The organism is Actinoplanes utahensis, from assembly GCF_016862455.1.
GTDB classification, from domain to species: Bacteria; Actinomycetota; Actinomycetes; order Mycobacteriales; family Micromonosporaceae; genus Actinoplanes; species Actinoplanes utahensis.
The window spans coordinates 31,256-53,228 of record NZ_BOMZ01000003.1 but is presented as its reverse complement, the minus strand read 5'-3'; the positions used below and the strand labels follow the sequence as shown (position 1 = coordinate 53,228).

Genomic DNA, 21,973 nt, shown 5'->3' with positions numbered 1-21,973 from the left:
TCGGAGACACTCCAGCAGTATCGAATGCTGCCGGACGGTTCTCCATGACTCGTCGTGTGTATGACAACAGCCGCCGTGCCGAGCAGGCGCGACTCACCCGCCGTGACATCCTCGCCGCCGCCCGCGACCTGCTGGTCGAACACGGCCCCACCTCGGTCACCATGCGCGATGTGGCCGCGCGTGCCGGAGTCTCGGTCGAGACCGTCTACAAGGCGTTCCGCACCAAGGCGGCGCTGATCAAGGACGTCTATGACGTCACCCTCGCCGGCGACGACGAGCCCATCCCGATGATCGACCGCCCGGAGATCCAGGCGGTGTTCGCCGCGTCCGACCCTCGAGACAAGGTCGCCCGATACGCGTTCGCCGCCCGCCGGATCGGTGAACGGGTGGGGCCGCTGCTCGCCAGACTCCTCGCCGCCGCCCGCGGTGGCGACCCGGCCCTCCTCCGGTTCCGCGAGACCATCGATCAGGAGCGGATGATCGGGGCCGGCGGCATCGTGCGCCACCTCGCCGCGACCGGTGGCCTGCGCGCCGACGTCGATCCGGACCGGGCGTGCGACACGGTGTGGACGCTCATATCGCCGGAGGTCTACGAACTCTTCGTGACCGAACGAGGCTGGTCGCCCGAGGAGTACGAGCAGTGGTTGGCACAAGCGCTCACGGACGCTCTCGTCGCACCCTGACCGGCACCTGCCGCCCCGCGCCCCACACCCCCGCACCCGGCACTCGGCGTCCCGCATCCAGCGTCCCGAACCGTCAACCCCGAACCCTCAACCCCGCGCCCGGCGCCCCGCACCGTGTCCGGCGAACGCGGCGGCAACGTCAGCCCGGCGGCGGTGCTGCGGCCGTGTGTGCCATCGACGTCGCGAGGACTGCCCCGGGCGCCCCCTCGGTGGCCCGTACCACCGGAGGGCTTTCAGCGGGCCGGAACCGGAAGTGCGGCGGCGGTGACCAGGGACGGGCCCGGCGTGCACGGCAGGGACAGTACGAAGGTCGTGCCGTGTGGGTCGGTGGGCTGGTAGGCGATGGTGGCGCCGGAGGCCTGAGCGAGACGGGCGACCAGGTAGAGGCCCAGTCCGGTGCCGGGTTTGGTGGTGGCGACGCCGGTCTCGGCGCGGGTGAAACGCTCGAACAGGTGCGGTATGAAAGCCGCCGGCACACCCTCGCCCTGGTCGCTGACCCGGATCAGGAGACGGTCGCGGTCGGGGGTGACGGTGACCCGGACCGGCGGTGCGCCGTATTTCAGGGCGTTGGTCAGCAGATTGCCCAGCAGTAGATGCAGATGGACCGGGTCGGCGAAGGCGACCGCATGATCAGGAGCGGTCACCGTGATCGTCTGCGGATCGGCGCCCTGGGCGGTGACGACCTCGCGGACGGCGTGGGTGACGTCCAGGCGGGCCGGGCGCGCGGTCAGCGCCCCGGCGTCCAGTTGCGCCAGGGTGAGGATCTCTGAGACCAACTGGTCCGCGCGATGCCCTGCGCTGGTCATCCGGGACACGTAGTGCTGCCGGTCGTCGTCGGACATACCGGACCAGTCGTCGAGCAGCAGCTCACCGGCGGAGACGATGGTGGTGAGCGGCTGGCGGACGTCGTGGCTCAGCATCGCCATGAAGTCGGCCATCTGCTCGTTGGCGTGTTCCAGGCGTTCCGCGTGCCGGGCCAGTTCGGCGGCGGCGTGGCGGCGCTCGCTCTCCAGGGCGTGGCGCTCGGTCATGTCGATGATCTGGGTGGCGATGTACTGCGGGCGGTCCGCCTCGTCGCGCAGCAGGCTCGCGGTCACCGCGGCGTCGACCGTGCGGCCGTCGGCGTGCACGTAGCGTTTGTCGACGTCGAAACCGCCGATCCGGCCGTTGCGGCAGTCCTGGATGATGCGCAGCGACTGCTCGACGTCGTCGGGATGGGTGAGGTCGGCGACGTTGCGGCCGATCAGGTCGTGCTCGGTGCGGCCCAGCATGTGACAGAGGGTCGGATTGACTCGGACCAGGCGACCCTCCAGGTCGGCCAGGGACATGCCGATCCGGGAGTTGTCGAACACCTTGCGCAGCCGCAGCTCGCTGGAGCGAAGCTCGCGCCGGTTGCGGCGGGCCCGGCCGGTGGCGGCGACCACCAGCAGGCCGACCAGCGACGCGGTGAGCAGAGCGGCCCGGCCGGCGGCGCGGCTGCCGGAGGTGGAGGCGAACAGCACGTCCTCGGTGACCGCCGCGGACAGCCGCCACGGCGTGCCCGGGATGGACCGGGACGTGTACCGCCACCACGCGCCGTCCTCGTTGTAGCGGCCCTGCTCGGCGCGGGACAGTGCGGCCGACAATGCGGTCTCCTCGTTGCCGAGTTGACTGACGCCCTGTGGATGGGTGTGGTTGGCGGCCACGATCGAGTCGTCGGTGTCGACCAGGTGCACCTTCACCCCGGACAGCGGGATGGCGGTGGCCAGGTAGGAGGAGAGCGGGCTGTCGCGCACGCCCACGGCGCCGGAGAAGACCCGAAGGCCGTACGGGGTGTCGAACGGCACCGCGAACGCGACCACCGGCATGCCCCGCGCCACCGACGGCACCACCGGCGAGACAGCGGGCCGGCCCTCGGTGACGGCGGTGTGCAGATGTGGATACCGGGCGCTGATCTTCTGGCCTCGCAGCGCCGGGTTCGCCGGAAGGACCTGCAGCAGCCGGCCCTCGGAGTCGAGCAGGACCGCCGCCGGGTAGCCGAAGCCGCCGACCGAGCGGGTGAAGTCGCGCTCGGCCACCGTCTGGTCGGTGAGAAAGGCCGAAGCCTGGGTGCGCTGTCGGCTGATCAGGTCGCCGACGATGGCGGTGACGAAGTCGGCGGCCAGACCGACCCGTAGGTGGTACCGCTGGATGACGGCGTCACGGGTGGCCCGCTCGACGCCCATCAGGACCGTCGCGCCGCCACAGGTCAGAACCAGCCACACCGCGAGTGGCGCGGCGAGGAAACGCATATTGCAAACTATGTCATGTTTTATCAGCTCGAGACGCGGACTGTGGGAGGAGGTGATCCGCATGGCGCCGGGTCGACCCCACCGGGCAGGGTGCACGTCGCCTGTTCCCGCAGGGCCGCGCGGATCCCAGCGTCCCGGCTCAGCGACCCGACCGGGTGCGGGGCGGTGGTGCCGGAGACCACCGGGCCGTGCGTGCTGACCGAAGCGGTGGTGCCGGCGACCACCCGGCCGTGCGTGCTGACCAGGGCGATGAGGCGCCGGCGGCATGCAGCGCCCGGACCGTCGCGGGATGAGTACCGGATCTGCGTGCCACCACTGATGTGCGGAACGCCGGCCGGGCCGAGCATCGTCATACCGACTTCTCGGAGGTGACCGACGATGTACGCCCGGCTGCAGACCGCGCCCACCCGTCCGGCGACGGACGACCCGGACAAGCTCATCCGGCATCGTGTCCTCGCCTACGAATCCGTCGTGCGCTGACTTTTCGGGGTTTCTGCTGCGCTGTGGTTCCGTTCTCCGCCCGGACCGCCGCTCCGTGAACTCGGAATCCCGGCTCGGCGGGGCCGGGCGGTGACGAGACGGACGAAGACGGCGACATAGGCGCCGAGCACGAGCAGTCCGGCCCACCACGGGAGGGGGAAATAGCCGGCCGAGGGCGCATAGTGCGCGGTCACCTGCGGATATTCGACAGCCACCTGCTCGACGGCGAACGCCGCTGCCGGAGTGACCCGCAGCAGCCACTGGGCCACCGGATCCGGTAGCAGTGGCAACGCCGTGACCACATAGGGCACCGCGATCAGCGACACCGCGACACCTGCCGCCGCCCACGCCCGGCGCATGCGTGTCCCGAGCAGGTAGGCCAGGACCGCGCAGAGAGCCAGCACCACCGCGATGCCGACCGTCATCCGGATGCCGGTGACCAGCGGGAGTGTCTCCAGTGGAAGGTGCCTGCTCCTGGCGATCGCCGAGCTGAGCGGCAGGACGGTCCCGACGGCGATCAGTCCGGTGACGAGGGTGGCGGCCCCGACAGCGATCGCCCGGCGTGGACTCCACCCACCCGTGCCGTAGCGGGCTGCGACCACCAGCACGACGATCAACGCGACCACGAGCCCGAGCAGCAACTGGTCGGCTCGCCGGGGCGCGTCGTCGTCGGCCGGGCCGATGTCACCGGTCCCGCTGACCCGGATGACGCCGTCACTCTGCACGGCGCCGGACCGGTGGTGGAACCTCTCCCAGTCGGTGTGGTTCATCTCGCCGACGGAGTCGCTGGCCCAGCCGCCCTCGCCGCTCGCGCCGTTTCCGCCGGTCGCGCCGCCCACGACGGTGACGTTGTCGAAGACGCCGACCGCCTGGGTGAAGCGGGCCTGCGGGATCACCCCGCCGAGGGCCACCCGGCGGAGCGTCAGATCGCCGGGGGACGCGGCGAAGAGGCCGACCTGAACGGTATCGGGCAAGCCGTCCAGGCGCGCCGTGCCGACCGTGTGCCACCGGGCGCCGTCGGCCGACTCGGCGCCGGTGACGGTGTCACCGGACCGGGTCAGCCGCAGCCAGCGTGGGGACTCCGCGGAGACGCCACCCTCCCGGCCCGCGACGTCATGGCGATAGTCGTGCTGGAACCGGACGCCGTGGCTGCCGGTCATCATCATCGCGGCGTAGCGGGAGCCCTGGCGCAGGCCGTCCTTGACGATGATGCCGGACTTGGCCCACGGGACCAGACCCGGGACGATCTCGTCGTGACCGGGCGGGGGATAGGTGATGGTCCCGGTCATCGAAGTCATCCGGACCGTGATGCTGCCTTGCGGCCCGAGATCGCGGTGCAGGAACCAGAAACGGTCGCCGACGGTGCCGCCGTCGGCTGCCACCGGCGTGGTGGGACAGGCGCCGGGACACTCGGCGTGCGTGCCCAGAGCGGTCAGGACGCCGGCCGCGACGACGGACAGAGCGGCCGTGACGAGAGCGAGGATCCGGCCCGGCCGGAGGAAATCCGTATCGAACATGGCCGAAGTTCTACGGACCGGCCCCTAACACCGGCCGAACCGGCGCTGTCATTCCGGTGTTAGGTCGGGCCGGGCATGCTGGGGCGATGTTTCGGTCGGGTCCTCGCACCGTGGGCACGCGGATCACGCTCCTCTATGCCGGCGTGTTCCTCGCCTCCGGTGCCGTGCTGCTGGTCATCACCTTCGCCCTGTCCCGCTTCGGTCAGAGCGTGTCGTCCCCGGCCGATGCGCCACCGACGATCGCAGACGCCCAGGAGCGCCTCGCCGTGCTCCAGGAGCAGATCACCAGGGTGCAGGAGGAACAGTCCAACCGCACGGCGTATGTGTTCGCGGCCGCGCTGGTCGTGATGGCCCTGTTCTCCATGGTCCTCGGCCGGCTCATGGCCGGGCACGCCCTGGCGCCGCTGCGCCGGATCACCGAGGTGACCCGGCGGATCTCCGCCGACAACCTCGACCGGCGCCTCGGAGTCGAGGCGCCACACGACGAGGTCAAGGATCTGGCCGACACCATCGACGGACTGCTGGCGCGGCTGGAGGCGTCGTTCATCGCGCAGCGTCGTTTCGTGGCCAACGCCTCGCACGAGTTGCGCACCCCGCTCGCCACGATGCGCGCCGCACTGGACGTGGCGAGCGCCAAGCCCGACCCCGCCGCGTCGACACTGGCGCTGGCCACCCGCCTGCGCGCGCAGCTGGACCGGGTCGACCACCTGATCGACGGGCTGCTCGTGCTCGCCCGGGCGCAGCACGGCAGACCGGCCGGCGGCTCCGCGGTGGACCTGTCGGAGCTGGTCGCCACCGCGCTGCGGGAGAGGGCCGCCGACATCGGGTCCGGGCGGTTGACGGTGACGCCCCACGTGCCCGGCGGTGTCGTGGCGTGGGGCAGTCCCGCCCTGCTCGCCCGGCTGGTGGACAACCTCGTCGACAACGCGGTCACCCACAACGAGCCGGACGGCCGGATCGGCATCACCGTCCGGTCCGCCGGCCGGTTCACCGAGCTGACCGTCGAGACCGATGGCCGGATCTTCGACCAGGCCGAGGTCGCCCGGCTGGGCCGGCCTTTCGAACGGCTCGGTGGCGATCGGATCGGCTCGTCCGGTCTGGGTCTGTCCATCGTGTCCGCTGTGGTGGCCGCCCATCAGGGCCGCCTGAGGTTCACCGCTCGGCCGGCCGGCGGCTTGACGGTGATGGTCAGTCTTCCGGCGGACCCCGTCGAAGCCGCAGGGAGGACGGCCGAGGCGGCTGCGGCTGCGGCTGCTTCGGCGGGCACGGCGACGAGCGCGAATGGAGAGGAGGGCCGGCGGACATGAGGATCCTGGTCGTGGAGGACGACCGTGCTCTCGCCGAGGTGGTCGTGGAGGGGCTGACCGACGCCGGGATGGCCGTCGACGCCGCCCATGACGGGCTGGTGGCGGTGGAGAAAATCGACCTGGCCGCCTACGACGTGGTGGTGCTCGATCGGGATCTGCCCCGTCTGCACGGTGACACGCTCTGCCAGATGATCACCGAGCGGGAGGAGCGACCGATGGTCCTGATGCTCACGGCCGCGGGTGAGCCCGGCGATCGGGTCAGCGGGCTGACCCTGGGTGCCGACGACTATCTGGCCAAGCCGTTCCACTTCCCTGAGCTGATCCTGCGGATCCGTGCCCTGGCCCGGCGGAAACCGGACGTCCGGCCGCGCACGTTGCGTGTCGCCGGGATCGAGCTGGATCCGCTGCGCCGGACGGTCGTGCGGGACGGCCGGCCGGTTCCCGTCTCGGTGAAGGAGTTCGCCGTGCTGGAGGCCCTGCTGCGGGCCAGCCCCGGATTCCTCAGCGCCGAGACGCTGCTCGACAACGTGTGGGATGAGAACGCCGACCGGTTCACCAACACCGTCACCGTGACGGTCGGCCGGTTGCGCCGGAAACTCGGCGAGCCACCGGTCATCACGACGATGCCGAGCGTCGGTTACCGCATCGAATGACGCGTCAATCGGCAAGATTCGATTTTGTGACCGTTTGGCCCATGCCGCCGGGCCGCATCGATGTTGTCGGATGCGAAGAGACCGGTAACGACCGTCCATTAAGGAGGTACCGTGCGCACACCATCCCGTGCGTTGGCGGGCACCACCACAGCATTGGTAGCAGCCGTGCTCGTGCTCGCCCCAGGATCCGGCGGCATCGCGGCACCAGGCACCCCGGCCCAGGCCGGACCAGCAGAGGTGCAGGGTGACCACGACCATGCCGAGACCGTAGACAACCGCAAGGGTAAGGTAGCGCCGACCTCGGCGCAGCGCACCCTCGCCGCGGAGGCCAGCGCCTCCGCCCGGTGGAACATCTTCGGCACTCCGGCCAGCCTCACCGCGACCAGCGTGGCCGAGCCGCTCGCCACCGGCCTGCCGGCCGACCCCGTGGCCGCGGCCCGAGCGTATGTCGCCGGCCACCGGGACGTCCTCGGCATCACCGCCGCCGCGGCCGAGTCCCTCGAGGTCCTCACCACGCAGAAGGTCGGCGAGGGCGCCATCGTGCTGCTGCGGCAGAAGTTCGGCGAGCTCGAGGCCGGGCGGGACGGCCTGCTCTCGGTCGGCCTCCGCGGCGGCAAGGCGTGGTACGTGAGCTCGTCGCTCGCCCGCGACGCCGCCACCCCGCAGCCCGCCACCCTGACCGCCGCCGACGCCGAGCGCATCGCCGCCGCCGACGCGGGCATCGCCAGCCCCACCGTGCTCGGGACGAAACTGGTCGCCGTCCCGACGCCCGACCGGGGTGCGCGCGCGGCGTACCAGGTCGCCTTCGGCACCGCCCTCAACAGCGCCGACCCCCTCGCCTACACCACCTGGGTCGACGCCCGTGACGGCGCCGTCCTGGTCCGCGACAGCATCGTCGACCACGACTCCGACAACCCCGAGTGGGACGTCTTCCCGAACTCGCCGCGCACCGACTACTCCACCAGGGACACACGCGAGCGCTGGTGCTGGCAGCGGGCGCGGGGCTGCGACGAGACCGTCGCCGGCCCGGCGTCGCCGCAGGCCTGGGACATCGACCCGGCCACCGGTACGCCGTCGTTCACCACCAAGGGCAACAACGCGTTCGCGGTGCACAACTGGTACTCGAACGACCCCTACACGGTCGGCACCGAGCTGGCCACGCCCAGCCCCACCCGGGAGTACACGTACCCGTGGACGAACCAGTGGCACAGGGAGAAGTGCGCCCCGACGACCTTCGACTCGCCCGCCCGTAACGACATCGACGCGGCCCGGGCCAACCTGTTCGTCCAGCACAACCGGATGCACGACTGGTCGTACCTGCTCGGCTTCACCGAGGCCACCTGGAACATGGAAGGCGACGGCGGCGACCCCGAGCAGGGCAACGCGCAGGCCGGCGGTGTCAGCGGTGGTCCGCCGGACTTCCTGGCCCGCAACAACGCCAACCAGATCACCCCGCCGGACGGCCAGGCGCCGATCACCAACATGTACCTGTGGCAGCCCATCGCCGGCGCCTTCTACGCCCCGTGCGTCGACGGCGACTACGACATGTCGGTGATCGGGCACGAGTACACCCACGCCATCACCAACCGCATGATCGCCGGGCCGGACGCCGGCCTCAGCTCGCCGCAGGGCATGAGCGAGAGCTGGTCCGACCTGCTCGCCGTGGAGTACCTCGCCGAGCACGGCTACGCCCCCAAGGGCGCCCGTGGCTTCACCGTCGGGGAGTACGTCACCAGTGACCCGGTCGCCGGTATCCGCAACTACAACATGAGCAACAACCGGCTCAACTACAGCTCCGTCGACTACGACTTCGTCGGGCTGCAGGTCCACGCCTCCGGTGAGGTGTGGAGCGCCACCAACTACGACATCCGCGCGGCGTTCATCAAGCGCTACGGCTACGGCTCCGACGCCCTGCAGAAGGCCTGCGCCGAGGGGAAGAAGCCGGCCACCGCGTGTCCCGGCAACCGGCGGTGGATCCAGCTGGTCCTCGACTCGTTCCTGCTGATGGCCAACAGCGCCAACAGCCAGGTCGACGCCCGGGACGCGCTGATCGGCGCGGACCTGGTCCGGTTCGGCGGCGCCAACCAGGACATCCTGTGGAACTCGTTCGCCAAGCGCGGCCTGGGCCAGGGTGCGGCGAGCGCCGGAGCCGCCGACGCCGACCCGACGCCGAGCTTCAGCTCGCCGTACGCCAAGGAGGCCACGGTCGCCTTCCGCCCCCTCGACGAGAAGGGCAAGCCCGTCGCCGGAGCGAAGCTGTTCGTGGGTGACTACCAGGCGCGGGCCGTCGCGGTCGCCGACACCGACCCGGCCACCGCCCTGCCGGACACGGTCAGTCTGGTGCCGGGTTCGTACGCGTTCGTCGCGCAGGCCCCCGGCTACGGCCACGCCCGTGTGTCGCCGCAGTCGTTCCGGTCCGGTGGCAAGGACCGGCTCACCGTCCGGCTGCCCCGCAACATCGCCTCGGCGACCAGCGGCGCCGCCGTCAGCGGTGACGGTGTCAACCTGACCAAGCTGATCGACGACGACGAGGCGACCAACTGGGCGTCGCTCGGCAGCGCCGTCGCCGGCAAGGGTGTCACCGTCGACCTGTCCGGCGAGGCCCAGCGGGTGCGCCGGGTCCAGGTCAGCGCCATGCTGCGCCCGGCCATCACCGGTGACATCGACGCCGGCGGGCAGAACCGGTACACGGCCCTGCGCCAGTTCCGGGTCACCGCCTGCTCGGCCACGGCCACCATCACGTGCTCGGCTCCGGCCGACTTCAAGACGGTGTACACCAGCCGGCCGGACGCGTTCCCGGCAGTGGCCCCGCGGCCCCGTGCCCCGCAGTTGCTCGTGAAGTCCTTCGACATCCCGGACGTCACGGCCACGCACCTGCGGATCGAAGCGGTCACCAACCAGTGCACCGGCGCGCCTGACTACGCCGGTGAGCAGGACCTGGACCCGCGCGCCAACACGGATTGCGCCACGGCCAGCCCGCAGGCGTTGAACGTCCGCATCGCGGAGTTCCAAGCCTTCACCCGATAACCACCGGAAGCGGTGAGCAGGCTTGCCGGCCTGCTCACCGCTTTCATCTTCGAGACCCTTTCCGGGTACGGGGTGCGAGCGACGCCACCATGAGGGCTGGACGGCCGTCGTCGGTGGCGTGGCACGGGAGTGTCCGCGCAGCAGCGGATCTTGTCCGGCTGCTCGCCACTGCTGTCTCGCCCGCCCCGAGACAGCAGTGAGGACCAGCCGGAAGTGACCGGCGCCGGGCTTGCCCGCCCGTGAACAGACAGTCCCGTGGCGCCGGACGCGGCGGTAGCGCGCCGCCCTCTGCAGGTGCCTGTCCGGGGACAGGGCCGGCATCGGGCCTTCGGCGAGCGGCGGCCGTTGAGTCGACAACTCATACCGGTACTGCGTCCTGTCGTCGGTGATGACGAGGGCGGCTCGGTACGGCCACACAGTCGGGCCGGAAATGCGGTGGCGGTTGCTGGGAGAATGCCGAGGTGATCGAGCGTTTCAATCCGCCGGCCGTGCACGAGCCGGCCGGATACAGTCATGTGACCATCTCGTCGGCCGGGCGTCTCGCCCATCTGGCCGGTCAGTGCCCGCTCGACCGGTCCGGTACGGTCGTCGGCGAGCCCGGGGACTTCGCCGCCCAGACCGACCAGGTGATCGCGAACTGTCTGACGGTCCTGGAGGCCGCCGGCGCGACTCCCGCCGACGTGGTCCGGTCGATCGTCTACGTGGTGAGCCCGGACAGTCAGGTCCTGGCCACGGTGTGGCGCCGGCTGGAGGCGTCGCCGTTGGGGCCGGCGTTCACCTCGGCGAGCACGCTCCTCGGTGTGGCGTCGCTCGGTTACGAGGGGCAACTCGTCGAGATCGACCTGACCGCCGCGCTGGAGGACGGCGTGCGGTGAGGCCGTGGGAGAGAAAGTTCGTGACGGTCCGATGAGTTTCCGGGACGGGGCCGGTCTACCTGTCGTAAGCACCTGACACGAAGGGAACGTCATCATGGCGAAGGTCGTCTCCACACTGTTCATCTCGGCTGACGGGGTCGCCGAGATCGACCCGGACTGGCACTTCCCGTACTTCGACGAGAACATGGGGCGGGCCGTCGCCGAAGACTACGAGACCGCTGACGTGCTGCTGCTGGGCCGGGAGACGTACGACAGCTTCGCGGGGGCGTGGCCGGAGCGGGAGGCGGCCGGTGGAGAGGACGCGCCGTTCGCCAAGCAGCTCGGGGACGTCCGCAAGGTCGTCGCCTCGCGGCAGGACCTCACCTTCACCTGGCGCAGCTCGGAGTTGATCCAGGGCGACCTGGTCGGCGCGGTGACCACGCTCAAGGCGGATCCGGGTGTCAAGGGCATCCTGATCCCCGGATCGATCTCGGTGGTGCAGCAGCTGCTGGCGGCCGGTCTGGTCGACGAGCTGCGGCTGCTCGTGCACCCGGTGGCGGCACGCAAGGGCCGGAAGTTGTTCGACGAGGGTGACGCGCCGTACCACCTGAAGGTGACGGCGACCGAGGCGTTCCCGAGCGGGGTGATCCGGGTGATCTACGCGCCGGGTGAGGCGCCGGTTCCGGCGGGCTACGACGACGTCAAGGACCAGGTTCCCGAGGGCCGGTAGGCTCATGGTGGCGACCGGGGCCATACCAGCCGGACGGGCGACCGCCCGGCTGCTCCGCGAACCCGGCCCGCGAAGCCGCCGTCTCGTCGCATGCTCGACGGGTGTGTGTTCGCCGCGTCATCGCCAGCGCCGTGATCGCCGTCGTGGCGAGCGGCTGCGGCACGGCCCCCGAGACGCCGCCGTCCGCGTCGCCGCCACCGGCCGCCTCCCCGTCGCCGCGACCGGCCGCGATGGCGTCCTCGGCGGTTCCGGTCATGACCACGCCGGTGACCGCGCGGACCGTACCGAGCCCGGCCGTGCGGTTCAGCGACGGGTGGGAGATCACCGTCTACTACACGGCGGTCGAGCGGTTCCACGACGGCGAACCGGTTCCGGTGACCGGCTGCCCGAGCCTGGTCTGTACGTCGGGCGGCCGGGATCTGGGCGAGTTCCCGGCGGACTTCGTCAACGCGGTACGCGAGGAAGGCACCGGGCTGACCGTGTCCGGCCGCTACCTGAACTGGTCGTACGATGTCGGCTTCTGGCTGGACTCGGCGCCGCGGGCCAGTGACGGCGGGGTGCTCGTACCGTTCGTGTCGGCGGCCGCCGACACGGATGTCCTGCCGGCCGGGACCGCGTTCACGATCGCGGACTGCGGCCGGCCGGAGGACGTGACGCCGGCGGTCTGCGCCCGATTGCGGGCGGCGGCCTGGCGGATCAGCGACGAGTTCACTCCGGGGCTCGGCGGCGCCCGGCACATCGACGCCTACATCGGGCCGGAGACGGGGCCCGGCTTCACCGATTCCGAGTGGTTCACGACGCTCGCCGGCGCCCGTCTGCTTCTCGGCTGAGGTCCGGACCGCTGACCGCTGACCGCCGCCGCCGTGAGACGGCGGCCGCCAGGCTCGGGCCGGGGGCGGAGAGGAGCTATTTCGGGTACAGCCGGGCGACGAAGCGCGCGTCCTGGGGGCTGACGTCCGAACCGCCTTGGACATCCAGGCCGTCTTTCATGATGTTGCCGGGCAGCCAGTAGCACATGATCGAATGTGGATCCGGCTCGGCGGTGGCCATCAGATTCGACCGTCGCAGCGGTGTCAGAACGTTGTGGATCACCCGTTCCGGGCTCCATCTCATTTTCTCCCCGAACCAGGCGATGGCCATGTCCCGGTCGATGCGGTCGATGATCTCCTTGCGCAGATGCTCGTGCGGGAAACCGAGGGTGTGGCCGGTCTCGTGGCGTACCACGCGTACGAACAGCGGCTCGGGGGTCTTGATGGTGAAGCCTTCGAAGTTCATCGTGGGCTGGCCGGGGGCGATGCTGAGGATGTCGGTGCCGAGATATGACCAGAAGCCGCCGTGTTTCGGGCCGGTCATCCTGGCGATCCGCACCTGCGGATCGGTCGCGCTCTCGACGAAGCTGATGTCGGCCCACCGGCCCCAGGCGTTCATGTGGGACAGGATGCGCCTGCGGAGTTCCGGTTCGGGGTTGTCCAGGAACCCGACGGTGAGGTGGGCGCCACGCGGCCCCCAGTAACTGGCGGTCAGGATAGCGAGGTCCTGCGGGTCGATCACCGTATCGGGGGCGGCCTGGCGCAGCATGTCGAGCGACGGCGCGTTCGCCGGATTGATCTCCGACGCTTGCTCGGCGGCTGCCACCCATTCCTCTGCCGGCAGCATCTTGATCGAACAGGTTGGCGTTTGCATGAGCCCTCCAGGGAGTCATGTGACGAGTTCCGGCTTCGGTGTCCCGAGCCGGGCCGATCCGGTGGAGGCTCTACGCCGGGGAGACGGCGACGTCGGCCGTGCCCGGCATGGCGGCCACCCCGATCATCGCCGTGCCGGGATCGGTGCCGGGAGGGTTCCCGGAGTCGGCGGCGCGGTGCCGTCCGGGCTGCCGGGCGAGGGTGTTGTACGTCGTGAGGGCCTGGTTGGTGGGCACCTCGTCGTAACCGCCCATCGGGTCGATGGTCCGCCCGTCCCGTGTCAGCGGCTTCGCGTTGTGCCGCCGGTCCAGCTGGAACCAGCGCCGCCTGCCGATGCCGGTGACCGGGGCGCCGCTGGTGCCTTCGGTGTTCCACCAGATCCAGCCCAGGAAGGACCAGCCGGTGGTGCCCGGGTTCCAGCCGGACACCTCGTCGTGCACGTCGCGCAGGAAGGCGGCCCGTGCGCTGCCGTCGCGGTCCCATGCCGGCTGGATCGCGCCGAGTTCGGCGAGGATCCGGGGCCGGGTGTCGGAGGGGCCGAACCGGTACGCCTTGATCTTCCCCAGCCAGGTGGCGGCGTGCGGGAACTCGGTGAAGACGGTGCCGGCGTTGCCGGGCGCCCACGAGTTGACGTATGCGTCCACGCCGTAGAAGTCGCCCGTTCCCGGATCCCACTGGTGGTAGCCGCGGCCGGCCTTGTTCTCGGTCCACTGTTTGGTCATCACCGGTCCGCAGCGGATCCGCGAGCGGATCGGCGGCGGCAGCTTGTTCACCATGGCCAGGAGGGCGTTGAAGTTCTCCTTGTACCGGGCCGCGGTGAGCGTGTCGCCGTTCGGCAGGGTGTCGTCCTCCGGCTCGTGGCGATCGGTCAGATAGAGCTGCCGCACCCACGGCTCCATGGTGAGCAGCAGGGTCCGCAGCTGCCGCAACCGCTCCGGGTCGCCGTCGATCTTGGTGGAGATGAACGGGATGGCGCCGACCGCCCGGCAGTACTGGTAACGCTTGTCGGTCCAGGCGGGCGGCAGTCCGTCGGAGTTGGGAAAGATGCGGAAGATATCGTTCTTCGTCAACCTGTTCTGCCAGTGTGAGATCTCGGCTTGACTGAAGGTCGTCCCGATGAGCATTGCTGTTCACCCCCGGGCGGTCGGATCGAACCGCCTCGTAGTAGGCGTACTGGTCGCTCTCATGGTGGATTCGCCCTGGGTGTTAAACCGATTAAACCCGTTTTATTCCGCTATAAGGGGAAGCCGCTAACGTTTCAATCTGGGAGAAGACTTCGCCACGGACCAGTCCGACGCTGTCCGGCGCCCCCTGGCGGGCGAGGGGTCCCGGAGCGCGGAGGAGTCGATGAGGGCGGGCCGGGCGGGGCGCTCATCCGTACCAGGACGGCGCTGGACCACATTGGACAGACGCAAGTAAGCTTCGCTCCAGCGACGCGGGGGACGGTAGGGGCCGGAGCTTGACCACGGAAGTGAACACTCTCGCCGATCTCGGTCAGGTGCTGCGCCGGCTGCGGCGGCGCCAAGCGCGGCGCGACGGTGGCAAACAGCTGACCTATCGCGAGATCGCCGACCGGGCCGGCTGGTCGCACGGTGTCGTAGGGGAGTATTTCGCCGGGCGGGTGCTGCCGCCGACGGACCGCTTCGACACCCTGGTCATGATTCTCGGCGCCACCCCGGCCGAGCAGGGCGCCCTCGCCACCATCCGGGACCGGTTGGAGGAGGAGCGCCGGCGGGACCGGTTGGAGGAGGAGCGCCGGCGGGACCGGTTGGAGGAGGAGCGCCGGCGGGACCGGGCGGAGCAGGAACGCCGGCGGGACCGGGCGGAGCAGGAACGCCGGGGGACACGCCCGGCCGGCGAGAGCGAGGCCGGGAGTGTCCCCCGGGAACTGCCGTCCCGGCAGCCGGCTTTCGTGGCCCGGGCGGCGGAGGTCTCCCGGCTGGACGCTCTGCTGGCCGGCGGCTGCCCCATCGTCATCAGCGGCATGGCCGGTGTCGGCAAGACGAGCCTGGCCCTGCACTGGGCGCACCGGGTGAGCGACCGGTTCCCGGACGGCCAGCTGTACCTGAACCTGCGTGGGTTCCACCCGGGGCGGATCATGTCGCCCGGCGAGGCGTTGCGGCAGCTGCTCGGCTCGCTGGGGGTGCCGGGCGAGCACATCCCGGCCGAGCCCGAGGCCGCCGAACGGCTCTACCGCACCACGTTGCACGGCAGGCGCGTGCTGGTCGTGCTGGACAACGCCGCCGACGCCGAACAGGTCCGGCCGTTGCTGCCGCCGGACGGCTGCCTGGGTGTGGTGACCAGCCGGCGGCAGCTGACCGGCCTGGTCGTGGCGGACAGCGCGGACCTGCTGACGCTGCGCCCGCTCGGCGACGGCGACGCCCGCGACCTGCTCGCCGGCCGGCTCGGCGCGGACCGGATCGCCGGGGAGAGCACGGCGGCGGGCCGCATCATCGCCGCCTGCGGCGGGCTGCCGCTGGCCCTGGCCGTGGTCGCCGCCCGCAGCGCCGTCCATCCGGATTTCGCCCTGGCCGACATCGCCGCCGACCTCGGCCGGACGCCCGGCGGCCTGGACATGTTGCGCACCGGCGACACCGGCACCGACGTCCGGGCCGCCTTCTCCTGGTCCTATCGTGCGCTCGCCGAGCCGGCTCAGCACTTGTTCCGGCTGCTGGGGCCGCATCCCGGTCCGGACGTCACGGTGCGCGCCGCCGCCGCGCTCGCCGGCACGACGCCGGCCGCCGCCCAGCGGGAGCTCGCCGTGCTCACCGGCGCGCAACTGCTGATCGAGAAGCGTCCCGGCCGGTACGTGCTGCACGACCTGGTGCGGGCCTACGCCACCGAGCTGGCGGAGGAGGCGCGCGGCCCGGGGGAGCAGGAGGCGGCACGGGAACGGCTGATCGCCCATTTCGTCCACGAGACGCACACGGCGGCCACCACCCTGAACCCGTTCCGGGCGCCGATGGAGCTGCCGGCCGGTGACCGTCCCGCGACGGCCGGGCGCCCCGACGGCGAAGCGGGCGCCCTGGCCTGGTTCGCCGCCGAACGGCACTGCCTGCTCGCCGTCTTCGAGCTCGCCGCCCGTACCGGTGCGGATCGTGCGGTCTGGCAGTTGGCCTGGGGGATGGGGGAGTTCCTGGACCGGGACGGCGACCGGCGGGAGTGTGTGTCGGTGCAGGAGACCGCGCTGGCGGCGGCGGAGCGGATCGGTGACCGGGCCGCGCAGGCTTTCTCGCACCGGGTCGTCGCGAACGGGTGCCTGCAGCAGGGGCGGGCGGCCGACGCGTTCCGCCGTCTGGAACGGGCCCACGACCTCTATCACGAGCTGGGCGACCTGTCCCGGGCCGCCAACTGCCTGTACCTGCTGGCCTGGGCGTGCGGGTTGCAGGACCGCCGACCGGAGGCGCTCGCCCACAGCGACCGGGCGATCGACCTGGCCAGGCGGGCCGGTGATCCGGTGGTGCTGGGCTTCTCGCTGAACATGGCGGGCTATCTGCTGACCGGGCTCGGCGAGCACGAGCAGGCCGTGGAACGGTGCCGGGAGGCGGTGCGCCTGCAACGCGAGATCGGCCACCGGATCGGCCTGTCGGCCACCCTCGACACGCTCGGCGTCGCCTTCCACAGCCTGGGCCGCCACGACCTGGCGGTGGAACACTTCCGGGAGAGCATCGACCTGCACGTCGAGCTCGGCGACCGGCACAGCGAGGCGGAGATCGCGGTCCGGCTCGGCGCCACCCACCTCGCGATGGGGGACACCGGCGCGGCCCGCGACGCCTGGCAGCGGGGGCTCGCCTTCTTCGAGTCGCGTGGGCTGTCCGAGGCGGCGGCGGTCCGCGAACGGCTGGCGGCCCTGCCGGCGGACCCCGGGGCACGAGCCGTCCCACCCTGTCCGGATCCGCCCCATCCCGGGGCCACGCCGTGACGGCGCCCCGCGGACCTCTACCGGCCGGGTGCGCAAACCGGCGGGCGAGCCGCCGTGGCGGTTGGAGGAGCGCCTTGCGGGGGTACGCACCATCCGTGACGGGACGACGAGTAGTGGTGGTCGGGCAGCTGGCCCGGGATGTGGTGCTCGGTATCGACGAGCTGCCGGAGGCGGGGACCTCGGGCGACGTGTCGCAGCGACGCGAGACCCTGGGCGGCAAGGGCGCCAATCAGGCGGTGGCGGTGGCTCAGCTGGGCCTGCCGGTGAGCCTGGTGGCGGTGGCCGGTGACGACGTGATCGGCGATCAGCTGCTCGCGCAGGCGGCTGCCGACGGCATCGACGTCACCCCCGTGGTGCGCCGGGCCGGCACGCTGACCGGCCTGATCGTGGAGGTTCTGGAGTCCGGCGGGCAGTGGCGCTACCTGCAGCATCTGCCGGAGGAGGTGCTGCTGAGCGTGGCCGACGTGGAGGCGGCGGCCGGGGTGCTGGGCGCGGCCGACGCCGTACTCGTGCAACTGCAGCAGCCGCCGGCGGCCGCGCTGGCCGCCGCTCGTCTCGCCCGTGCCGCGGACGCCCTGGTCGTGCTGGACGGTGTCGCCGACCGGGAGATCATCGCGCTGGCCGACGTGGTCCGCGCCGACGAGAACGAGGCGGAACAGATCGGCGACGCCCGGGAGCTGCTGTCGGCGGGGCCGCGGCTGGTGGCGTTCGGTGTCCCGGACGGCGACCGGTTCGTCTGGGAGGGCGGTGACCTGGTGATCCCGCATCCGGAGGGCCGGGTGGTCGACACGACCGGGGCGGGTGACGCGTTCACCGCCGCCCTGACCGTCGCCCTGCTGGACGGGGCGACGCCGGAGGAGGCGGCCCACCGGGCGGTGGAGGCGGCCGGAAAGACGGTGGGCCGCCCCGGAGGGCGGCCCCGTCTGTAGAAGCTGTCAGCGATCGCGGTCGGAGGCGATGTCCTCGGGGTAGGTGGCGCCGCCGTCGGACTCCTTGCGGAGCGGGCGGGCGCCACCCTCCGGCGGCCCGGCCAGGGACTGCTCGCCGGCTGCCAGGTGCGGGAACTTCTCGTCGAAGGCGGGCCGCTCGGAACGGATCCGCGGCATCCGGTCGAAGTTGCGCAGCGGGGGCGGGCTGCTGGTCGCCCATTCCAGGGAGTTGCCGTGGCCCCACGGGTCGTTCACGGTGACCAGCTTGCCGACCTTGTACGACTTCCACACGTTGTAGACGAACGGCAGGGTCGCGATCCCGAGGATGAACGAGCCGATCGTGGAGAACGTGTTCAGGAAGGTGAACTCGTCGGCGGGCAGGTAGTCGGCGTACCGCCGCGGCATGCCCTTGGTGCCCAGCCAGTGCTGCACCAGGAAGGTGCCGTGGAAGCCGATCATCGTGAGCCAGAAGTGAATCTTGGCGAGGCGTTCGTCGAGCATCCGGCCGTACATCTTCGGGAACCAGTAGTAGATGCCGGCGAACACCGCGAACACGATCGTGCCGAAGAGCACGTAGTGGAAGTGGGCGATCACGAAGTACGAGTCGGAGACGTGGAAGTCGATCGGCGGGGCGGCGAGCAGCACACCGGACAGGCCGCCGAACAGGAACGTGACCATGAAGCCGACCGCCCACAGCATCGGCGACTCGAAGCTGATCTGGCCGCGCCACATGGTGCCGATCCAGACGAAGAACTTCATGCCGGTCGGGACCGCGATCAGGAAGCTCAGGAGGCTGAAGAACGGCAGCAGCACCTGGCCGGTGGCGAACATGTGGTGCGCCCACACGCTCATCGACAGCGCGCCGATCAGCAGGGTCGCGGCGACCAGGCCCTTGTAGCCGAAGACCGGCTTGCGGCTGAACACCGGGACGACCTCGGTGATGATGCCGAAGAACGGGAGCGCGATGACGTACACCTCGGGGTGCCCGAAGAACCAGAACAGATGCTGCCACAGCATCGGCCCGCCGGTGTCCACGTCGAAGACGTGCGCGCCGAGCACCCGGTCGGCGGCCAGCGCGAACAGCGCGGCCGCCAGGAACGGGAAGATCAGGATCACCAGGAGGCTGGTGACCAGCATGTTCCAGGTGAGGATCGGCATCCGGAACATGGTCATGCCGGGGGCGCGCAGGGTCAGGATCGTGGTGATCAGGTTGACCGCGCCGAGGATCGAGCCGAGACCACCGATCGCCAGGCCGACGACCCAGGCGTTGCCGCCGACGCCGGGGGAGTGCAGGCTGTTGCTCAGCGGGGTGTAGGCGAACCAGCCGAAGTCGGCCGCGCCGCCGGGCGTGATGAAGCCGCTCATCGCGGTGATCGTGCCGAACAGGTACAGCCAGTACGCGAACGCGTTGAGCCGCGGGAACGCCACGTCCGGGGCGCCGATCTGGATCGGCACCACGTAGTTGGCGAACGCGAACACGATCGGGGTGGCGAAGAACAGCAGCATCGCCGTGCCGTGCATGGTGAACAGCTGGTTGAACTGCTCCGGCGACAGCATCTGCATCCCGGGACGGGCCAGCTCCGCCCGCATGAGCAGGGCCATGACACCGCCGACCATGTAGAACACGATCGACGTGATCATGTACATGATCCCGATCTGCTTCGCGTCGGTGGTACGCAGGATCCGGGCCAGTGCCGAACCTTTCACCTGCCGGCGGACCGGATGTGGCCGGACCGGGGTCGGCCTGGGGGCGACGGTGGTCATGCGCTCAAGCACCTCAGCTTCACATATGGAGAACTCCTGCTCACACTCCGTTATAGGCTTCTACCGCAGTAATCAGTGCCAGATCAGCGCATCAGCCACATTTCTCTTTGCCGGCGCCGGCCGGGAGGTGACCCATGCTCGAGGAGAGGGACCGCCGGGCGCTCGCGGACATCGAGCAGCGGCTGGCCGCCGAAGATCCCGATTTCGTACGCCGTATGCAGGGCGACCGCCCCATCCCGCTGATCCCGTTCCTGTGCCTGGCCGGTTTCCTGGCGCTGCCGTTCGTGGCGACGTTCCTGGGCCCGACCGCCGCCCTGATCCTCGCCGACGTGGTGGGCGTTGCCGTGGTCGCGCTGCTGGCCTACCGCCACCTGCGCGACTAGAGCCGGACCGCGCGCGGAGCATGCACGGCGTGTGCCAGAAGTTAACGCGTATGACCCTCTTGAGATGGTCCGCGCCACTAGTTTTCTGCTGACACTTGTCTATACAGCCGCTCTGCGAATGGAGCCCCCATGTCCGTTCCGGCACGACGACGGCGCCTCCTGGCGCTGACCCTCCCCGCGCTCGCCGGCCTGCTGGCCGGATTCATCGCCGTGCTCACCGCGCCACCGGCCACGGCCGCCGCAGCCCTCACGGTCGCGCAGGCGATCAGCGGCCAGAGCGGCACCGGCACCGTCACCGGCTACGTCGTCGGCGAGCCCACCGCCACGAACACCGTCCGGTTCAGCGCGTTCACCGGCGACACCGCGATCGCCCTCGCCGACAGCAGGACCGAGACGACCACGAGCCGGATGCTGTACGTGCAGGTCACCAGCGCGTACCGGTCGTCGTTCGGGCTGCTCGCCAACCCGTCCCTGCTCGGCCGGCCGGTGACCGTGACCGGGACGCTCACGGCGTACTTCACGCACCCGGGCCTCAAGTCACCGACCGCGATGACCCTCGGGACGTCCGCCACCGGCTCGCCGACCGCCACGGTCTCGCCCACCGCGTCCAGCGGCGCCGGCGCCTACTACGCGGCGGCGGCCGGGAAGTCCGGGGCGAGCCTCAAGGCGGCGCTGCACACCATCATCACGACCGGGGACACCGCGATCTCGTACGACGCGGTCTGGAACGCCCTCAAGGTGACCGACCAGGATCCGGCGAACGCGTCGAACGTCATCCTGCTCTACTCCGGGGTCAGCCGGGCCAAGACGCTCAACGGCGGCGCCACCGGCGACTGGAACCGCGAGCACGTCTGGCCGCAGTCGCACGGCGACTTCGGCACCGCCACCGGTCCCGGCACCGACCTGCACCACCTGCGCCCCGAGGACGTCACGGTCAATGCGCGCCGCGGCAACCTCGACTTCGACGCCGGCGGCAGCGCGGTCTCCGGCGTCTCCGGCAACTACGCCGACGCCGACTCGTGGGAGCCCCGCAACGCGGTCAAGGGCGACGTCGCCCGGATGATCCTCTACATGGCCGTCCGGTACGAGGGCGACGACAGCTTCCCCGACCTGGAGGCCAACAACACGACGGGCAACGGCGCCCGCCCGTACGTCGGCAAGCTCTCCACCCTGCTGGCCTGGCACACCCAGGACCCGCCGGACTCCTTCGAGAAGAACCGCAACCAGGTCATCTACAGCAGCTACCAGCGCAACCGGAACCCGTTCATCGACCACCCGGAGTACGCCGCGTCGATCTTCGGCTGACCCCGGCCCGTCACCCCCGGCGCCTCAGGATCCGGCCGGGGGTGCCGGGGCGGAGGTGACGGCGCCGGCGAGGGCCTCGTCGCGGGTGGCGCCGAAGTGCACGGGGAGGAAACGGCCCTCCTCGTCGCGGCCGCAGCGGACCAGGCCGCCCGGCGCGGCGCCGCCGCGCGGCGGGTCCCAGGTGACCAGCGGGGAGAAGCGGGCGTCGGCACCGGTGGCGGCGGTCGCGTCGGCGACCTTCTCGGCGGCGGCGGCCTCGGGCAGTGGCCGGTCCGACATCCAGCCGAACACCCGGCCGACGCGTACGTCCCGGCCGTCGCGGGCCGCACACCACAGCGGGTACGCCTGTGAAATGACCGCCATCGGACACCTCCCCGTGTCTATTCCGTCATTGTCGGCCAACCGGGCAGGTCGGCGGGCCGGGACCGGAAACTCGACTTCGGTGACCGCGTGTGACGGATTTCGCT

Annotated in this window: 18 protein-coding genes; 11 read left to right on the top strand and 7 right to left on the bottom strand. The window is 71.0% G+C overall.

The features are described 5' to 3' along the window. The first annotated feature begins 44 nt into the window (after positions 1-44). Entirely contained in the window at positions 45-683 is a 639-nt protein-coding gene (locus Aut01nite_RS01520; protein ID WP_043524861.1) for a TetR/AcrR family transcriptional regulator, read from the top strand. A 233-nt stretch (positions 684-916) separates the two neighbouring features. Here the strand turns inward: Aut01nite_RS01520 and Aut01nite_RS01515 are convergent, their stop codons facing one another. The 3 genes from Aut01nite_RS01515 to Aut01nite_RS01505 all read right to left on the bottom strand — a co-directional run bounded on the left by Aut01nite_RS01515 (position 917) and on the right by Aut01nite_RS01505 (position 4,950). Further along, on the bottom strand, positions 917-2,953 hold the full coding sequence (locus Aut01nite_RS01515) for a sensor histidine kinase (RefSeq protein ID WP_043524862.1): 2,037 nt from the start codon (positions 2,951-2,953) through the stop codon (positions 917-919). Between the two features lie 23 nt (positions 2,954-2,976). Next, positions 2,977-3,306: a hypothetical protein gene (locus tag Aut01nite_RS01510; protein ID WP_043524864.1), complete on the bottom strand. Its 330-nt coding sequence runs from the start codon at positions 3,304-3,306 to the stop codon at positions 2,977-2,979. 105 nt (positions 3,307-3,411) lie between these two features. Further along, positions 3,412-4,950: a DUF1349 domain-containing protein gene (locus Aut01nite_RS01505; protein ID WP_063958764.1), complete on the bottom strand. Its 1,539-nt coding sequence runs from the start codon at positions 4,948-4,950 to the stop codon at positions 3,412-3,414. A gap of 110 nt (positions 4,951-5,060) precedes the next feature. On the opposite strand from Aut01nite_RS01505, the gene Aut01nite_RS01500 reads away from it, so the two are divergent. From Aut01nite_RS01500 to Aut01nite_RS01475, 6 genes are all read left to right on the top strand, one after another. Further along, complete coding sequence (locus tag Aut01nite_RS01500; protein WP_063958765.1) at positions 5,061-6,257, top strand: sensor histidine kinase; 1,197 nt, start codon at positions 5,061-5,063, stop codon at positions 6,255-6,257. Beyond that, positions 6,254-6,910, top strand: a complete 657-nt coding sequence (locus Aut01nite_RS01495; protein ID WP_043524865.1) for a response regulator transcription factor — start codon at positions 6,254-6,256, stop codon at positions 6,908-6,910. Before Aut01nite_RS01500 ends, Aut01nite_RS01495 begins: the two co-directional genes overlap by 4 nt. A gap of 111 nt (positions 6,911-7,021) precedes the next feature. Continuing rightward, positions 7,022-9,937, top strand: a complete 2,916-nt coding sequence (locus Aut01nite_RS01490; protein WP_043524867.1) for a M36 family metallopeptidase — start codon at positions 7,022-7,024, stop codon at positions 9,935-9,937. A gap of 461 nt (positions 9,938-10,398) precedes the next feature. Beyond that, positions 10,399-10,812 carry a RidA family protein gene (locus tag Aut01nite_RS01485; protein WP_043524868.1) on the top strand — a complete coding sequence of 138 codons (414 nt, stop codon included), beginning with the start codon at positions 10,399-10,401 and terminating at the stop codon, positions 10,810-10,812. A 94-nt stretch (positions 10,813-10,906) separates the two neighbouring features. Continuing rightward, positions 10,907-11,521: a dihydrofolate reductase family protein gene (locus Aut01nite_RS01480; protein WP_043524869.1), complete on the top strand. Its 615-nt coding sequence runs from the start codon at positions 10,907-10,909 to the stop codon at positions 11,519-11,521. A 101-nt stretch (positions 11,522-11,622) separates the two neighbouring features. Then, positions 11,623-12,351, top strand: coding sequence for an RlpA-like double-psi beta-barrel domain-containing protein (locus Aut01nite_RS01475; protein WP_043524871.1), 729 nt, complete (start codon positions 11,623-11,625; stop codon positions 12,349-12,351). A gap of 76 nt (positions 12,352-12,427) precedes the next feature. Here Aut01nite_RS01475 and Aut01nite_RS01470 read toward each other — a convergent pair whose 3' ends face one another. Together Aut01nite_RS01470 and Aut01nite_RS01465 are read right to left on the bottom strand one after the other, a co-directional pair. After that, positions 12,428-13,204 carry a zinc metalloprotease gene (locus tag Aut01nite_RS01470; protein ID WP_152628677.1) on the bottom strand — a complete coding sequence of 259 codons (777 nt, stop codon included), beginning with the start codon at positions 13,202-13,204 and terminating at the stop codon, positions 12,428-12,430. A gap of 70 nt (positions 13,205-13,274) precedes the next feature. Further along, entirely contained in the window at positions 13,275-14,273 is a 999-nt protein-coding gene (locus Aut01nite_RS01465; RefSeq protein WP_152628678.1) for a hypothetical protein, read from the bottom strand. A 389-nt stretch (positions 14,274-14,662) separates the two neighbouring features. On the opposite strand from Aut01nite_RS01465, the gene Aut01nite_RS01460 reads away from it, so the two are divergent. Both Aut01nite_RS01460 and Aut01nite_RS01455 read left to right on the top strand, forming a co-directional pair. Then, positions 14,663-17,125, top strand: coding sequence for an ATP-binding protein (locus Aut01nite_RS01460; RefSeq protein ID WP_152628679.1), 2,463 nt, complete (start codon positions 14,663-14,665; stop codon positions 17,123-17,125). A gap of 95 nt (positions 17,126-17,220) precedes the next feature. Beyond that, positions 17,221-18,054, top strand: a complete 834-nt coding sequence (locus tag Aut01nite_RS01455) for a PfkB family carbohydrate kinase (protein ID WP_043524874.1) — start codon at positions 17,221-17,223, stop codon at positions 18,052-18,054. Positions 18,055-18,060: 6 nt separating this feature from the next. Here Aut01nite_RS01455 and ctaD read toward each other — a convergent pair whose 3' ends face one another. Then, positions 18,061-19,818 (bottom strand): aa3-type cytochrome oxidase subunit I, encoded by a 1,758-nt coding sequence (gene ctaD, locus Aut01nite_RS01450; protein WP_043524876.1) that lies wholly within the window; start codon positions 19,816-19,818, stop codon positions 18,061-18,063. Positions 19,819-19,952: 134 nt separating this feature from the next. Here ctaD and Aut01nite_RS01445 point away from each other — a divergent pair, with 134 nt between their 5' ends. Next, on the top strand, positions 19,953-20,201 hold the full coding sequence (locus Aut01nite_RS01445) for a DUF3040 domain-containing protein (RefSeq protein ID WP_043524877.1): 249 nt from the start codon (positions 19,953-19,955) through the stop codon (positions 20,199-20,201). A gap of 129 nt (positions 20,202-20,330) precedes the next feature. After that, complete coding sequence (locus Aut01nite_RS01440) at positions 20,331-21,506, top strand: endonuclease (protein ID WP_043524879.1); 1,176 nt, start codon at positions 20,331-20,333, stop codon at positions 21,504-21,506. A gap of 24 nt (positions 21,507-21,530) precedes the next feature. On the opposite strand, the gene Aut01nite_RS01435 is transcribed toward Aut01nite_RS01440, so the two are convergent. Further along, positions 21,531-21,869 (bottom strand): hypothetical protein, encoded by a 339-nt coding sequence (locus Aut01nite_RS01435; protein ID WP_043524881.1) that lies wholly within the window; start codon positions 21,867-21,869, stop codon positions 21,531-21,533. Between the last annotated feature and the right edge of the window lie 104 nt (positions 21,870-21,973).

Excerpts from the sequence above, each read along its gene's own strand:
- Aut01nite_RS01520 (WP_043524861.1), top strand. The coding sequence starts at position 45 with ATGACTCGTCGTGTGTATGACAACAGCCGCCGTGCCGAGCAGGCGCGA.
- Aut01nite_RS01515 (WP_043524862.1), bottom strand. The coding sequence starts at position 2,953 with ATGCGTTTCCTCGCCGCGCCACTCGCGGTGTGGCTGGTTCTGACCTGT.
- Aut01nite_RS01510 (WP_043524864.1), bottom strand. The coding sequence starts at position 3,306 with ATGACGATGCTCGGCCCGGCCGGCGTTCCGCACATCAGTGGTGGCACG.
- Aut01nite_RS01505 (WP_063958764.1), bottom strand. The coding sequence starts at position 4,950 with ATGTTCGATACGGATTTCCTCCGGCCGGGCCGGATCCTCGCTCTCGTC.
- Aut01nite_RS01495 (WP_043524865.1), top strand. The coding sequence starts at position 6,254 with ATGAGGATCCTGGTCGTGGAGGACGACCGTGCTCTCGCCGAGGTGGTC.
- Aut01nite_RS01480 (WP_043524869.1), top strand. The coding sequence starts at position 10,907 with ATGGCGAAGGTCGTCTCCACACTGTTCATCTCGGCTGACGGGGTCGCC.
- Aut01nite_RS01470 (WP_152628677.1), bottom strand. The coding sequence starts at position 13,204 with ATGCAAACGCCAACCTGTTCGATCAAGATGCTGCCGGCAGAGGAATGG.
- ctaD (WP_043524876.1), bottom strand. The coding sequence starts at position 19,818 with ATGACCACCGTCGCCCCCAGGCCGACCCCGGTCCGGCCACATCCGGTC.
- Aut01nite_RS01445 (WP_043524877.1), top strand. The coding sequence starts at position 19,953 with ATGCTCGAGGAGAGGGACCGCCGGGCGCTCGCGGACATCGAGCAGCGG.
- Aut01nite_RS01440 (WP_043524879.1), top strand. The coding sequence starts at position 20,331 with ATGTCCGTTCCGGCACGACGACGGCGCCTCCTGGCGCTGACCCTCCCC.
- Aut01nite_RS01435 (WP_043524881.1), bottom strand. The coding sequence starts at position 21,869 with ATGGCGGTCATTTCACAGGCGTACCCGCTGTGGTGTGCGGCCCGCGAC.